The 14,489-nt window shown below is 62.2% G+C and carries 11 protein-coding genes; 7 read left to right on the forward strand and 4 right to left on the reverse strand.

Annotation, left to right across the window (positions count from 1 at the left end; all coding sequences use genetic code 11):
* Nucleotides 1–113: 113 nt before the first annotated feature.
* From M2497_RS09450 to M2497_RS09465, 4 genes are all read right to left on the reverse strand, one after another.
* Entirely contained in the window at nucleotides 114–854 is a 741-nt protein-coding gene (locus M2497_RS09450; protein WP_248487068.1) for a YciK family oxidoreductase, read from the reverse strand.
* Nucleotides 855–1,039: 185 nt separating this feature from the next.
* On the reverse strand, nucleotides 1,040–1,711 hold the full coding sequence (gene mupP, locus M2497_RS09455) for an N-acetylmuramic acid 6-phosphate phosphatase MupP (protein ID WP_248487069.1): 672 nt from the start codon (nucleotides 1,709–1,711) through the stop codon (nucleotides 1,040–1,042).
* Between the two features lie 4 nt (nucleotides 1,712–1,715).
* Nucleotides 1,716–2,414 (reverse strand): bifunctional 2-polyprenyl-6-hydroxyphenol methylase/3-demethylubiquinol 3-O-methyltransferase UbiG, encoded by a 699-nt coding sequence (gene ubiG, locus M2497_RS09460; protein WP_003189760.1) that lies wholly within the window; start codon nucleotides 2,412–2,414, stop codon nucleotides 1,716–1,718.
* 64 nt (nucleotides 2,415–2,478) lie between these two features.
* Nucleotides 2,479–3,810 (reverse strand): TRZ/ATZ family hydrolase, encoded by a 1,332-nt coding sequence (locus M2497_RS09465; protein ID WP_058424510.1) that lies wholly within the window; start codon nucleotides 3,808–3,810, stop codon nucleotides 2,479–2,481.
* Between the two features lie 108 nt (nucleotides 3,811–3,918).
* Here M2497_RS09465 and mtnA point away from each other — a divergent pair, with 108 nt between their 5' ends.
* The 7 genes from mtnA (at nucleotide 3,919) to cmk (ending at nucleotide 14,412) form a co-directional block, all read left to right on the forward strand.
* Nucleotides 3,919–4,995 (forward strand): S-methyl-5-thioribose-1-phosphate isomerase, encoded by a 1,077-nt coding sequence (gene mtnA / locus M2497_RS09470; protein WP_248487070.1) that lies wholly within the window; start codon nucleotides 3,919–3,921, stop codon nucleotides 4,993–4,995.
* Between the two features lie 424 nt (nucleotides 4,996–5,419).
* Complete coding sequence (gyrA, locus tag M2497_RS09475) at nucleotides 5,420–8,074, forward strand: DNA gyrase subunit A (protein ID WP_010211963.1); 2,655 nt, start codon at nucleotides 5,420–5,422, stop codon at nucleotides 8,072–8,074.
* 111 nt (nucleotides 8,075–8,185) lie between these two features.
* On the forward strand, nucleotides 8,186–9,271 hold the full coding sequence (gene serC, locus M2497_RS09480) for a 3-phosphoserine/phosphohydroxythreonine transaminase (RefSeq protein WP_248487073.1): 1,086 nt from the start codon (nucleotides 8,186–8,188) through the stop codon (nucleotides 9,269–9,271).
* A complete protein-coding gene (pheA, locus tag M2497_RS09485; RefSeq protein ID WP_003172650.1) occupies nucleotides 9,271–10,365 on the forward strand; it encodes a prephenate dehydratase in 1,095 nt (364 codons plus the stop codon). The genes serC and pheA overlap by 1 nt, the downstream gene beginning before the upstream one ends.
* Nucleotides 10,366–10,374: 9 nt before the next feature.
* The gene (hisC, locus tag M2497_RS09490; RefSeq protein WP_248487074.1) at nucleotides 10,375–11,487 is read left to right on the forward strand and encodes a histidinol-phosphate transaminase; all 1,113 of its coding nucleotides are present in this window, start codon (nucleotides 10,375–10,377) and stop codon (nucleotides 11,485–11,487) included.
* Nucleotides 11,488–11,515: 28 nt separating this feature from the next.
* Nucleotides 11,516–13,726: a bifunctional prephenate dehydrogenase/3-phosphoshikimate 1-carboxyvinyltransferase gene (locus M2497_RS09495; RefSeq protein ID WP_248488187.1), complete on the forward strand. Its 2,211-nt coding sequence runs from the start codon at nucleotides 11,516–11,518 to the stop codon at nucleotides 13,724–13,726.
* Nucleotides 13,723–14,412 (forward strand): (d)CMP kinase, encoded by a 690-nt coding sequence (gene cmk, locus M2497_RS09500; protein WP_003172653.1) that lies wholly within the window; start codon nucleotides 13,723–13,725, stop codon nucleotides 14,410–14,412. The genes M2497_RS09495 and cmk overlap by 4 nt, the downstream gene beginning before the upstream one ends.
* Nucleotides 14,413–14,489 lie beyond the last annotated feature (77 nt).

A 14,489-nucleotide genomic window follows, 5' to 3' on the forward strand; every position in this document is an offset into this window, starting at 1 on the left:
AATGTGGGAGGGGGCTTGCCCCCGATAGCGGTGGGACAGTCACTGTATCTGTTGACTGATCCACTGCAATCGGGGGGCAAGCCCCTCCCACATTTGGTTTTACAATGTGCCGGTTATTGCGCGTCGAACGCCTGGCCGTTGATGCCGGTACTGTCCGGCCCCATCAGGTACAGGTACACCGGCATGATTTCTTCCGGAGCAGGCCGCTCCATCGGGTTTTCCCCGGGATACGCCTGGGCGCGCATGCTGGTGCGCGTGCCGCCTGGGTTGATGCTGTTGGAGCGTACTGCTGCCACATCCTCAAGCTCATCAGCCAAGGTTTGCATCAAGCCTTCGGTCGCAAACTTCGACACGCCATAAGCGCCCCAGTAAGCCCGACCCTTGCGCCCGACGCTGCTGGAGGTGAACACCACCGACGCATCCTGGGACAATTTGAGCAGCGGCAACAAGGTGCTGGTCAGCATGAACATCGCGTTGACGTTCACGTGCATCACCCGCATGAAGTTCTCGCCGGACAACTGTTCGAGCGGTGTGCGTGGGCCGATGATCGAGGCGTTGTGGAGCAGGCCGTCGAGGTGGCCGAATTCCTTTTCGATCATCGCCGCCAGCTCATCGTATTGATGGGGCAGGGCGGTCTCCAGGTTGAAGGGGATCACCACCGGCTGTGGTTGGCCTGCGGCTTCGATCTCGTCATATACCTGGGCAAGGTTGGCTTCGGTCTTGCCCAGCAGCAGTACGGTAGCACCGTGGGCGGCATAGGTTTTCGCCGCCGCGGCGCCGATCCCGCGACCGGCGCCGGTGACCAGGATCACCCGGCCTTTGAGCAGTTCTGGACGTGCGGAGTAATCAAACATAAATAGCCTCGACAGAATTCAGCAGCTTATGAACCCCAACTCCGAAAACACTGAAGATCCCCTGTGGGAGGGGGCTTGCCCCCGATGAGGGCCTATCAGTCCGATAGGTGCGGGCTGGCACACCGCTATCGGGGGCAAGCCCCCTCCCACATTGGATCTTCATAGAGGGTGGGGGCGTTGAGTAATCAGCAACTGCACAGTGCGTTATCCAGCACCTTGCGCAGTTCCAGCGGGTGATCCACCACCACATCGGCGCCCCAATGGCGTGGGTTGTCGTCCGGGTGGATGTAGCCGTAAGTGACCGCCGCGGTGCGGGTGCCGGCGTCGCGGCCGGACTCGATGTCGCGCAGGTCGTCGCCCACGAACAGCACGCTGGCCGGGTCCAGGCCGAGCATCTTGCAGGCCAGGATCATCGGCTCCGGGTCCGGCTTGCTGTTTTTCACGTGGTCCGGGCAGATCAGCAGTGCCGAGCGTTCGGCCAGGCCGAGTTGCTGCATGATCGGTTCGGCAAAACGCAGGGGCTTGTTGGTGACCACGCCCCAGACCAGCTTGGACTTCTCGATGTCATCCAGCAGCTCGGCCATGCCGTCGAACAACTTGCTGTGCACCGCGCAGCCCTTGAGGTAGCGCTCGAGGAATTCCTGGCGCAGTTCTTCAAAGCCTGGCGATTCCGGGTCCATCGAGAAGGTCACCGCCACCATTGCCCGCGCACCGCCGGAGATTTCATCGCGGATGTGCTGCGGGTTGATCGGCGGCAGGTCGCGGTCGGCGCGCATGGCCTGGCAGATGGCGATAAAGTCCGGCGCGGTATCCAGCAGGGTACCGTCCATGTCGAAGAGAACCGCTCGCAACTTCACAGGCTCACTCCTCGCGCAGGGTCTGGATCATGTAGTTGACGTCCACATCGTTGGCCAGCTTGTAGTGCTTGGTCAGCGGGTTGTAGGTCAGGCCGATGATGTCCTTGACGGTCAGCCCGGCCTGGCGGCTCCACGCACCCAGCTCGGAGGGACGGATGAATTTCTTGAAGTCATGGGTGCCGCGCGGCAGCAGCTTCATGATGTATTCGGCGCCGATGATCGCGAACAGGTAGGCCTTGGGGTTGCGGTTGATGGTGGAGAAGAACACCTGGCCGCCGGGCTTGACCATGCGGAAGCAGGCGCGGATCACCGAGGACGGGTCCGGTACGTGCTCCAGCATTTCCAGGCAGGTGACCACGTCGAACTGCTCGGGCATCTCTTCGGCCAGGGCTTCGGCGGTGATCTGGCGGTATTCCACGCTCACCCCGGACTCCAACTGGTGCAATTGGGCCACGGCCAAGGGCGCTTCGCCCATGTCGATACCCATCACGGTCGCGCCGCGCTGAGCCATGGCTTCGCTGAGGATGCCGCCGCCGCAACCGACGTCCAGTACCTTCTTGCCGGCCAGGTTGACGCGCTCGTCAATCCAGTTGACCCGCAGCGGGTTGATGTCGTGCAAAGGCTTGAACTCGCTTTCGCGGTCCCACCAGCGGTGAGCCAGGGCTTCGAATTTGGCGATTTCGGCGTGGTCGACGTTGCTCATGGTGAATCCTCTAAATCTGATAAATCGGTTTGTCAGTCTTGAACGCCGGGGTTCAAGACCTTCGTTATTCGCTGTGCCCGCTGATGCGTTGGCCCCAGGCGATGGCCGTGGCGGTCAACTGTTGTTCATCCATGCGGGTCAATTGCCGGTCGTCGAGCAATTGCTTGCCAGCGACCCAAAGGTGTTTCACGCAATCGCGTCCGGTGGCATATATAAGCTGTGAGACCGGATCATAGATCGGTTGTTGCGCCAGCCCCGACAGATCGAAAGCAACGATATCCGCCGCCTTGCCGACTTCCAGCGAGCCGATCTCGCTTTCCAGGCCCATGGCCCGCGCACCATTGAGGGTGGCCATGCGCAGGGCGCGATGGGCATCGAGTGCGGTGGCCGAACCGGCGACGGCCTTGGCCAGCATCGCCGCCGTGCGGGTTTCGCCCAACAGGTCGAGGTCATTGTTGCTGGCGGCGCCATCGGTGCCGATGGCCACATTCACGCCAGCCTGCCACAGACGCTCCACCGGGCAAAAGCCGCTGGCCAGTTTCAGGTTGGATTCCGGGCAATGGATGACGCTGGTGTTGCTTTCTACCAGCAAAGCCAGGTCGTCCTCGCTGATTTGGGTCATATGAACGGCCTGGAAGCGCGGGCCGAGCAGGCCGAGCCGACCCAGGCGCGCCAATGGGCGCTCGCCGGTCTGTTCGACCGCTTGCTGCACTTCGAAGGCGGTTTCGTGAACATGCATATGGATCGCGGCGTCCAGTTCTTCGGCGATCACTCGGATTTTTTCCAGGTTGTCATCGCACACTGTGTAAGGCGCGTGCGGGCCGAAGGTGATCTTGATGCGCGGGTGGTGCTTGAGGTCGCCGAACAGCTCGACACCCTGGCGAATCGCCTCGTCGGCGCTGCCGGCGCCGGGGATCGGGAAGTCGAGGATCGGAATCGCGATCTGCGCGCGCATGCCGCTGTTGTGCACACAATCGCTGGCGACCTTGGGGTAGAAGTACATGTCGGAGAAGCAGGTGATGCCGCCCTTGAGCTGTTCGGCGATGGCCAGGTCGGTACCGTCGCGTACGAAGGCTTCATCGACCCACTTGGCTTCGGCGGGCCAGATGTGTTTTTCCAGCCAGGTCATCAGCGGCAGGTCATCGGCCAGGCCGCGAAACAGGCTCATCGCCGCGTGCCCGTGGGCGTTGACCAGGCCGGGGCTGAGCAGCATGCCCGGCAGTTCACGGGTCTCCTTGGCGGTCAGCTTCAACGCCGCCTGGCGAGTCCCGATAAAGGCAATGCGCCCATCGCGGATGCCCAGGCCATGTTCCTTGAGCACCACGCCGGCGGGTTCGACAGGCACCAGCCATGTTGGCAGCAACAATAGGTCGAGCGGGGCGGCAGTGGCGGTCATCGCAGGCTTCTTCCCAGGCAGCTATAAAAGAAGGGCGAAGTATACCCGAGCGTCCTGGCTGGCGGATCGCTATAATCGGCGGCTTTGTTTATGAGTGCGGAGTAAGGGATGCGCGATCGACTGTTGGCAGCGGAGAAAGTGAAGGCCATCGATTGGCGTGATGGCGCACTGTACCTGCTCGATCAGCGTGCCTTGCCGTCCCGGGAAAGCTGGGTGGCCTGCGTGACGGTCGATGAAGTGGCTGCAGCCATTCGCTCGATGGTGGTGCGCGGTGCGCCGGCCATCGGTATCAGCGCCGCATATGGCCTGGTGCTGGCGGCCCGTGAGCGGATCGCCGAAGGCGGTGACTGGCAGGCTGCGTGGGAAGAAGACTACGCATTGTTGGCCGATGCCCGACCCACCGCGTCGAACCTGTTCTGGGCGTTGAAGCGCATGCGTGATCGCCTGGATCGTGTGAAAAAGCACGCCGACCCGCTGGCGGTGCTGGAGGCGGAGGCCATCGCTATCCATGAAAGTGACCGCGAGGCCAACCTGACCATGGCCCAGCTCGGCGTCGAGCTGATCCGCAAGCACCAGGGCAATGCCCAGGCCATCCTCACCCATGGCAACGCGGGTGCCCTGGCGACCGGCGGTGTGGGGACGGCGCTCGGGGTGATTCGCGCGGCTTACCTCGAAGGCATGGTCGAGCAGGTCTACGCCAATGAAACCCGGCCCTGGCTGCAAGGTTCGCGGCTGACCGCCTGGGAGCTGGCGGGCGAGGGCATCCCGGTGACGGTGAATGCCGACTCGGCCGGTGCGCATATCCTCAAGACCAAAGGCGTGACCTGGGTGATCGTCGGCGCCGACTGCATTGCCGCCAACGGTGATGTGATCAGCAAGATCGGCACCTACCAGTTGGCCGTGTGTGCGATGCACCACGGTGTGCGTTTCATGGTGGTGGCGCCGAGTTCTACCCTGGACCTGATGATGGCCACTGGCGATGGCGTTGCCCTGGAAGAGCGTGATGCCGGTGAGTTGCTGGAAGTCGCCGGCCAGCGCTTCGCGGCGGATGTGGCGGCCTTCAATCCGGTGTTCGACGTGACCCCGGCTGACCTGATCGATGTGATCGTGACCGAAAAAGGCGTGGTCGAACGGCCGGACACCGCCAAGTTGGCCAAATTGATGTGCCGTAAACGCCTGCATTGAGGGCGTCGATGCTTGTCAGATAGCGATCGGGGGCAAGCCCCCTCCCACACTTGAATCGTGAACACATTCAAAATGTGGGAGGGGGCTTGCCCCCGATTGGCGCTAAAAGTCAATAAATCCCTCCGATCCAGCCCGGAAAAATACCCCTGACCCAGCTCTGAGCCCCTCTCGTCGCCCTCAAGCCTGTCATCCGTCAACTTACTATGCTCCATGCGCATCAGGGGGATAGGTGCGTGGCGGCGATTGTGATAACATCCGGCGGTTTCCAGGGCTGCCCCGAGGGGCGGCCTATAACGTGCAGATCCGTGTCATAACTCGTTGATTTGTCGTAAGTCGTTGTCAGGCACTCTGCCGGCAGCGGCGAGCTTCGTTCGTCCCATATGGATGTGACGAGGTTTCACCCGAAAAAGGAATCAGGCTTCTCATGGGCGAACTGGCCAAAGAAATCCTCCCGGTCAATATCGAAGACGAGCTGAAACAGTCCTACCTCGACTACGCGATGAGCGTAATTGTCGGTCGGGCACTGCCTGATGCGCGCGATGGCTTGAAGCCCGTGCACCGGCGTGTGCTGTTCGCGATGAGCGAGCTGGGTAACGACTGGAACAAGCCGTACAAGAAATCTGCCCGTGTTGTCGGTGACGTGATCGGTAAGTATCACCCTCACGGCGACACTGCGGTGTACGACACCATCGTTCGGATGGCCCAGCCGTTTTCCCTGCGCTACCTGCTGGTAGACGGCCAGGGCAACTTCGGTTCGGTCGACGGCGACAACGCCGCGGCCATGCGATACACCGAAGTGCGCATGACCAAGCTGGCGCATGAGCTGCTGGCCGACCTGCATAAAGAAACCGTGGACTGGGTGCCGAACTACGACGGCACCGAAATGATCCCGGCCGTCATGCCGACCAAGATCCCCAACCTGCTGGTCAACGGTTCCAGCGGTATCGCCGTGGGCATGGCGACCAACATCCCGCCGCACAACCTCGGTGAAGTCATCGACGGTTGCCTGGCCCTCATCGACAACCCCGAGCTGACCGTCGATGAGCTGATGCAATACATCCCCGGCCCGGACTTCCCGACCGCCGCGATCATCAACGGTCGCGCCGGCATCATCGAAGCCTATCGCACCGGTCGCGGCCGCATTTACATGCGTGCCCGCTCGATCATCGAAGACATCGACAAGGTCGGTGGCCGCCAGCAGATCGTCATCACCGAGCTGCCGTACCAGCTGAACAAGGCACGCCTGATCGAGAAGATCGCCGAGCTGGTCAAAGAGAAGAAGCTCGAAGGCATCACCGAGCTGCGCGACGAGTCCGACAAAGACGGTATGCGCGTGGTGATCGAGCTGCGTCGTGGCGAAGTGCCTGAGGTGATCCTCAACAACCTCTACGCCCAGACCCAGCTGCAAAGCGTGTTTGGTATCAACGTGGTTGCACTGATCGATGGCCGCCCGCGCATCCTGAACCTCAAGGACCTGCTGGAAGCCTTCGTGCGTCACCGCCGCGAAGTGGTCACCCGCCGTACCGTGTTCGAACTGCGCAAGGCCCGCGAACGCGGCCACATCCTGGAAGGCCAGGCAGTTGCGCTGTCGAACATCGACCCGGTGATCGCCCTGATCAAGGCCTCGCCAACCCCGTCGGAAGCCAAAGAGGCGCTGATCAGCACCCCTTGGGAATCCAGCGCCGTGGTGGCCATGGTTGAACGTGCCGGCGCCGACTCGTGCCGTCCGGAGACCCTGGACCCGCAATACGGTCTGCGCGAAGGCAAGTACTTCCTGTCGCCGGAACAGGCCCAGGCCATTCTGGAACTGCGCCTGCACCGCCTGACCGGCCTGGAGCATGAGAAGCTGCTGGCCGAGTACCAGGAGATTCTCAACCAGATCGGCGAGTTGATCCGCATCCTCAGCAGCGCCGTGCGCCTGATGGAAGTGATCCGCGAAGAACTGGAAGTGATCCGCGCCGAATACGGCGATGTGCGCCGCACCGAGATTCTCGATGCGCGCCTCGACCTGACCCTGGGTGACATGATCCCGGAAGAAGAGCGTGTAGTGACCATCTCCCACGGTGGCTACGCCAAGACCCAGCCGCTGGCTGCGTACCAGGCCCAGCGTCGTGGTGGTAAAGGTAAATCGGCTACCGGCGTGAAGGATGAGGACTACATCGCTCACCTGCTGGTTGCCAACAGCCACACCACGCTGCTGTTGTTCTCCAGCAAGGGCAAGGTGTACTGGCTCAAGACCTACGAAATCCCGGAAGCGTCCCGTGCTGCCCGTGGTCGCCCACTGGTCAACCTGCTGCCGCTGGACAGTGATGAATACATCACCACCATGCTGCCGGTCGAGGAATACACCGAAGGTCACTTCATCTTCATGGCCACCGCCAAAGGCACCGTGAAGAAGACGCCGCTGGAATCCTTCAGCCGTCAACGCAGCGTGGGCCTGATCGCCCTGGAGCTGGACGAAGGCGACGTACTGATCTCCGCTGCCATCACGGATGGCGAGCGTGAGGTCATGCTGTTCTCCGATGGCGGCAAGGTCACGCGCTTCAAGGAATCCGACGTGCGTGCCATGGGCCGTACCGCCCGCGGTGTGCGCGGTATGCGCCTGCCAGAAGGGCAGAAGCTGATTTCGATGCTGATCCCGGAAGAAGGCAGCCAGATCCTCACCGCTTCCGAGCGTGGTTATGGCAAGCGCACCGCCATCAGCGAGTTCCCGGAGTACAAGCGTGGCGGCCAGGGCGTGATCGCCATGGTCAGCAACGACCGCAACGGCCGTCTGGTCGGCGCGGTGCAGGTGCTCGACGGCGAGGAAATCATGCTGATCTCCGACCAGGGCACCCTGGTGCGTACCCGTGTCGCTGAAGTGTCGAGCCTGGGCCGTAACACTCAGGGCGTGACCCTGATCAAGCTGGCCAAGGACGAAAAACTGGTCGGCCTGGAGCGTGTTCAGGAGCCGTCGGAAGTCGAAGGCGAAGAGCTGGAAGGTGAGGAGTTTGAGGGCGAGGTGATCGCAGCCGGCGATGACAACGTCGACGAGCCAACCCTCGACGCTGCCGCAGACGAAGAAGAACCGCAGGAATAAGCGGACACACAGGGGGCGGATGAAGATTCGCCCCCTTGTTGTTTGTCCCTTCTGAAAGTATTGAAATACCCGTTTATTGCACCACCCCACCAGATCAGAGTGAGATTGGATGTGAGCAAGAGAGCCTATAACTTCTGTGCCGGTCCCGCGGCGCTTCCTGAAGCAGTCCTGCAGCGTGCGCAGGGTGAACTCCTCGACTGGCATGGAAAAGGCCTCTCTGTGATGGAAATGAGCCATCGCAGCGATGAGTTCGTGTCTATCGCCACCAAGGCCGAGCAGGACCTGCGCGACTTGCTGGACATCCCATCCAACTACAAGGTGCTGTTCCTGCAAGGTGGCGCCAGCCAGCAGTTCGCCCAGATCCCGCTGAACCTGCTGCCGGAAGACGGCACTGCCGACTATATCGACACCGGTATCTGGGGGCGGAAGGCTATTGAAGAGGCCTCGCGTTACGGTCACGTCAATGTGGCAGGCACCGCCAAGCCTTACGACTACTTCGCCATTCCGGGTCAGAACGAGTGGAAGCTGTCGAAGGACGCTGCCTACGTGCACTACGTGGCCAACGAAACCATTGGCGGCCTGGAATTCGACTGGGTACCGGAAGTGGGCGACGTGCCGCTGGTGTGCGACATGTCCTCGGACATCCTGTCGCGCCCGATCGACGTGTCCAAGTACGGCATGATCTACGCCGGCGCCCAGAAGAACATCGGCCCGAGCGGCATCCTGGTCAACATCATCCGCGAAGACCTGCTGGGTCGTGCGCGATCGCTGTGCCCGACCATGCTCAACTACAAGGTCGCAGCCGATAACGGCTCGATGTACAACACCCCGCCGGCGTTCGCCTGGTACCTGTCCGGCCTGGTGTTCGAGTGGCTGAAAGAGCAGGGCGGTGTCGCCGCCATGGGCAAGCTGAACGAAGAGAAGAAGCGCGTCTTGTACGACTTCATCGACGCCAGCGGCCTGTACAGCAACCCGATCAACCTGACTGACCGCTCGTGGATGAACGTGCCGTTCCGCCTGGCTGACGACCGCCTGGACAAGCCATTCCTGGCCGGTGCCGACGAACGCGGCCTGCTGAACCTCAAGGGTCACCGCTCGGTGGGTGGCATGCGCGCCTCCATCTACAACGCCGTCGACATCCACGCGATCAACGCGCTGGTTGCCTACATGGCAGAGTTCGAAAAGGAACACGGCTAATGTCTGAGCAAGAACTCAAGGCCCTGCGCGTACGCATCGACAGCCTGGACGAGAAAGTCCTGGAGCTGATCAGTGAGCGTGCGCGGTGCGCCCAGGAAGTGGCACGGGTGAAGATGGCATCCCTGGCCGAAGGCGAAGTGCCGGTGTTCTACCGTCCCGAGCGTGAAGCCCAGGTGCTCAAGCGCGTGATGGAGCGCAACAAGGGCCCGTTGGGCAACGAGGAGATGGCGCGGTTGTTCCGTGAAATCATGTCTTCGTGCCTGGCGCTGGAGCAGCCGCTGAAAGTGGCGTACCTCGGCCCGGAAGGCACCTTCACCCAGGCGGCGGCCATGAAGCACTTCGGCCACGCCGTGATCAGCAAGCCAATGGCGGCCATTGACGAAGTGTTCCGTGAAGTGGCGGCCGGTGCGGTGAACTTTGGCGTGGTTCCGGTGGAAAACTCCACCGAAGGCGCGGTCAACCACACGCTGGACAGCTTCCTCGAACACGACATGGTGATCTGCGGCGAAGTCGAGCTGCGCATCCACCACCACCTGCTGGTGGGCGAGAACACCAAGACTGACAGCATCAGCCGCATCTACTCCCACGCGCAGTCGCTGGCCCAGTGCCGCAAATGGCTGGATGCGCATTACCCGAATGTCGAGCGCGTGGCGGTCTCCAGCAACGCCGAAGCCGCCAAGCGGGTCAAGGGTGAGTGGAACTCGGCGGCCATCGCCGGTGATATGGCGGCGGGCCTGTACGGCCTGACGCGGCTGGCCGAGAAAATCGAGGATCGCCCGGACAACTCCACGCGCTTCCTGATGATCGGTAGCCAGGAAGTACCGCCGACCGGTGACGACAAGACCTCGATCATTGTGTCCATGAGCAACAAGCCTGGCGCGCTGCATGAGCTGCTGGTGCCGTTCCACGACAACGGGATTGACCTGACGCGCATCGAGACTCGTCCTTCGCGCAGCGGTAAATGGACTTACGTGTTCTTTATCGACTTCATCGGCCATCACCGCGACCCACTGGTCAAGGGCGTGCTGGAGAAAATCAGTCAGGAAGCCGTGGCACTCAAGGTGCTGGGCTCTTACCCGAAAGCGGTTTTGTGAGGCGTTAACATGAGTGGCAACTTCCTCGCCCTGGCGCAGCCGGGCGTGCAACAACTGTCGCCTTACGTTCCGGGCAAGCCTGTGGATGAGCTGGCGCGTGAGTTGAACCTGGATCCTTCGAAAATCGTCAAGCTGGCGAGCAACGAGAATCCGCTTGGTCCCAGCCCCAAGGTATTGGCAGCGATTCGTGAAGAGCTGGCTGAGCTGACCCGGTATCCGGACGGCAACGGCTTCGCGCTCAAGTCGCTGCTGGCGGAAAAGTGCCGGGTCGAGCTGAACCAGGTGACCCTGGGCAACGGTTCCAACGACATTCTTGAACTGGTCGGCCGTGCCTACCTGGCACCGGGCTTGAACGCGGTGTTCAGCGAGCACGCGTTTGCGGTCTATCCGATCGTGACCCAGGCCGTCGGTGCCGATGCGCGCATCATTCCGGCGAAAGATTGGGGCCACGACCTGCCAGCCATGCTGGCGGCCATCGACGCCCAGACCCGCGTGGTGTTCATCGCCAACCCGAACAACCCGACCGGCACCTGGTTCGACGCCCAGGCGCTGAACGATTTCCTGCAAGACGTGCCGGAACACGTGCTGGTGGTGCTGGACGAGGCCTATATCGAGTATGCCGAAGGCAGCGACCTGCCGGACGGCCTGGATTTCCTGGCCGCGTACCCGAACCTGCTGGTGTCGCGCACCTTCTCCAAGGCCTACGGCCTGGCGTCGTTGCGCGTGGGCTACGGCTTGTCCAGTGCGGTGGTCGCCGATGTGCTGAACCGCGTGCGCCAGCCGTTCAACGTCAACAGCCTGGCCCTGGCGGCGGCCTGTGCGGCGGTGAAGGATGCAGAGTATCTGGAAGAGGGTCGCCGCATCAACGAAAGCGGCATGGTGCAGTTGCAGGAAGGCTTCCGCGAACTGGGCCTGGGCTGGATTCCGTCCAAGGGCAACTTTATCTGCGTCGATCTCGGCCAGGTGGCTGCCCCGGTGTTCCAGGGGCTGTTGCGCGAAGGCGTGATCGTGCGTCCGGTGGCCAACTACGGGATGCCGAACCACCTGCGCATCACCATCGGTCTGCCGGCTGAAAACAGCCGCTTCCTGGAGGCGCTGGCCAAGGTTCTGGCTCGTGGTTGATGTCACTGCATTGCAACCTGCTGTGCCTATGATCGGTCGCCTGGTGGTGGTCGGTCTGGGGTTGATCGGTGGCTCCTTCGCCAAAGGCCTGCGTGAAAGCGGGCTGTGTGGCGAAGTGGTCGGTGTGGACCTGGACCCGCAATCGCGTCAGTTGGCGGTCGAGTTGGGCGTGGTGGATCGCTGTGAAGCGGACCTAGCGCTCGCGTGCCAGGGCGCTGACGTGATCCAACTGGCCGTACCTATCCTGGCCATGGAGAAATTGCTCGCCGTGTTGGCGGGCATGGACCTGGGCCAGGCGATCCTCACGGACGTCGGCAGTGCCAAGGGCAATGTGGTGCGCGCGGCGCAACAGGCGTTTGGTGGCATGCCGACGCGTTTCGTGCCGGGCCATCCGATTGCTGGTTCGGAGCAAAGCGGGGTGGAGGCGTCGAATGCGCAGCTGTTCCGTCGCCACAAAGTGATCCTGACGCCGCTTGCGCAAACCGATCCGGCGGCGCTGGCGGTGGTGGATCGTCTGTGGCGCGAGTTGGGTGCGGACGTCGAGCACATGCAGGTCGAGCGTCATGACGAAGTGCTGGCCGCGACCAGCCATCTGCCGCATTTGCTCGCGTTTGGCCTGGTGGACTCGCTGGCCAAGCGCAACGAGAACCTCGAGATTTTCCGTTACGCCGCCGGTGGCTTCCGCGACTTCACGCGGATTGCCGGCAGCGACCCGGTGATGTGGCACGACATCTTCCTCGCCAATCGCGAAGCGGTGTTGCGCACCCTGGACACCTTCCGCAGCGACCTCGACGCCTTGCGCGATGCGGTCGACGCCGGGGATGGCCATCAGTTATTGGGCGTGTTTACCCGTGCGCGGGTGGCGCGTGAGCATTTCAGCAAGATCCTGGCGCGCCGGGCCTACATGGAAACCGCTGTGAACGCTGATGAGCTGACCTTCCTCGCCGAACCCGGTGGCCGCTTGAGCGGGCGCATTCGGGTGCCGGGCGACAAGTCGATCTCCCATCGGTCGATCATGTTGGGTTCATTGGCTGAAGGCGTGACTGAGGTTGAGGGTTTCCTCGAAGGCGAGGACGCGCTGGCAACTTTGCAGGCGTTTCGCGACATGGGCGTGGTGATTGAAGGGCCGCACCATGGGCGCGTGACCATCCACGGCGTGGGTTTGCATGGCTTGAAGCCGGCGCCGGGGCCGATCTATCTCGGTAACTCGGGCACCTCCATGCGTCTGCTGTCCGGGTTGCTGGCTGCGCAGAGCTTCGACAGCGTGCTGACGGGCGATGCTTCCCTGTCCAAGCGCCCGATGAGTCGCGTGGCCAAGCCGCTGCGGGAAATGGGCGCGGTGATTGAGACCGGCCCGGAGGGGCGTCCGCCGCTGACTATCCGGGGTGGTCAGGTGCTCAAAGGTTTCGATTATTCGATGCCGATGGCCAGTGCGCAGGTTAAATCCTGCCTGTTGCTGGCCGGGCTTTACGCCGAGGGCAAGACCTCGGTGACCGAGCCTGCGCCGACCCGTGATCATACCGAGCGCATGTTGCGCGGTTTTGGTTATCCGGTTGATGTGGTGGGGGCCAAGGCGTCGGTTGAGTCTGGCCATGCGCTGGTTGCGACGCATATTGAAGTGCCGGGGGATATTTCCTCGTCGGCGTTTTTCCTGGTGGCGGCTTCGATTGCCGAAGGCTCCGAGTTGTTGCTGGAACATGTGGGCGTCAACCCGACCCGCACCGGCGTGATCGACATTCTGCGGCTGATGGGGGCGGACATTACCCTGGAAAATCCGCGTGAAGTGGGCGGCGAACCGGTTGCTGATCTGCGCGTACGTGCCGCGACGTTGAAAGGTATTGAAATCCCCGAGGCGCTGGTGCCTTTGGCGATCGACGAGTTCCCGGTGCTGTTCGTCGCGGCGGCCTGTGCCGAAGGGCGGACCGTGTTGCGCGGCGCCGAAGAGCTGCGCGTGAAGGAGTCCGACCGTATCCAGGTCATGGCCGATGGTCTGCTGGCACTGGGCGTGAAGTGTGAACCGACGCCTGATGGGATTATCATTGACGGTGGCCTGATGGGCGGTGGTGAAGTGCATGCCCATGGCGATCACCGGATTGCCATGGCATTCAGCGTGGCTTCCCTGCGGGCGGCGGCGCCGATTCGTATCCGTGACTGCGCCAATGTTGCTACGTCTTTTCCGAACTTTCTTACACTGTGTGCCCAAGTCGGCATCCGTGTTGCCCAAGAGGCTCAATTGTGAATATCAAAGCACCGGTGATTACCATCGACGGGCCAAGTGGCTCGGGCAAAGGCACGATCGCCGGCATCCTGGCCAAGCGCCTGGGCTGGTGCCTGCTGGATTCCGGCGCGCTGTACCGCCTGCTGGCATTCGCCGCACGCAACCATGGCGTCGACCTGACCAACGAAGAATCCCTGAAGCTGCTGGCGGCGCACCTTGATGTGCAGTTTGTTGGCGCGACGGAAGGTCATCCCCAGCGCATAATCCTTGAAGGGGATGATGTGACCGATGATCTGCGCAATGAGCAAGTCGGCTCCTGGGCCTCCCAGGTTGCCGCACTGCCAGCGGTGCGGGACGCATTGTTGCAGCGCCAGCGGGCTTTCCAGGAGCCACCGGGCCTGGTGGCCGATGGCCGTGACATGGGAACCGTGGTGTTTCCCGAGGCGCCATTGAAGATTTTCCTGACCGCCAGCGCCGAGGAGCGGGCTCGCCGCCGCTACTTGCAGTTGAAGGGCAAAGTCGATGGTGTTAGTCTGTCGAGTCTGCTAGATGAGATCCGTGCACGCGATGAGCGTGATACCCAGCGCGCAGTAGCCCCGCTCAAGCCGGCGGCTGATGCCATACAGCTGGATTCCACGGAGTTGTCCATCGAGCAGGTGCTGGAACGCATCTTGAGCGAGATCGCCATTCGCGATATCGCCGGGTGACCAAGAAGGCTGCAGGGGACCAGTCATAGTCCTGCGGTGCTTCTTTTAATTGAAACTGACCCACACCGTCTGGGGTG

Origin of the sequence: Pseudomonas sp. CYM-20-01, assembly GCF_023169845.1 — a bacterium.
Taxonomy (GTDB): Bacteria; Pseudomonadota; Gammaproteobacteria; order Pseudomonadales; family Pseudomonadaceae; genus Aquipseudomonas; species Aquipseudomonas azotoformans.

Coding starts and splice junctions, on each gene's coding strand:
- mtnA (WP_248487070.1), top strand. CDS start 3,919: ATGCGCGATCGACTGTTGGCAGCGGAGAAAGTGAAGGCCATCGATTGG.
- pheA (WP_003172650.1), top strand. CDS start 9,271: ATGTCTGAGCAAGAACTCAAGGCCCTGCGCGTACGCATCGACAGCCTG.
- M2497_RS09450 (WP_248487068.1), bottom strand. CDS start 854: ATGTTTGATTACTCCGCACGTCCAGAACTGCTCAAAGGCCGGGTGATC.
- gyrA (WP_010211963.1), top strand. CDS start 5,420: ATGGGCGAACTGGCCAAAGAAATCCTCCCGGTCAATATCGAAGACGAG.
- M2497_RS09495 (WP_248488187.1), top strand. CDS start 11,516: ATGATCGGTCGCCTGGTGGTGGTCGGTCTGGGGTTGATCGGTGGCTCC.
- M2497_RS09465 (WP_058424510.1), bottom strand. CDS start 3,810: ATGACCGCCACTGCCGCCCCGCTCGACCTATTGTTGCTGCCAACATGG.
- ubiG (WP_003189760.1), bottom strand. CDS start 2,414: ATGAGCAACGTCGACCACGCCGAAATCGCCAAATTCGAAGCCCTGGCT.
- hisC (WP_248487074.1), top strand. CDS start 10,375: ATGAGTGGCAACTTCCTCGCCCTGGCGCAGCCGGGCGTGCAACAACTG.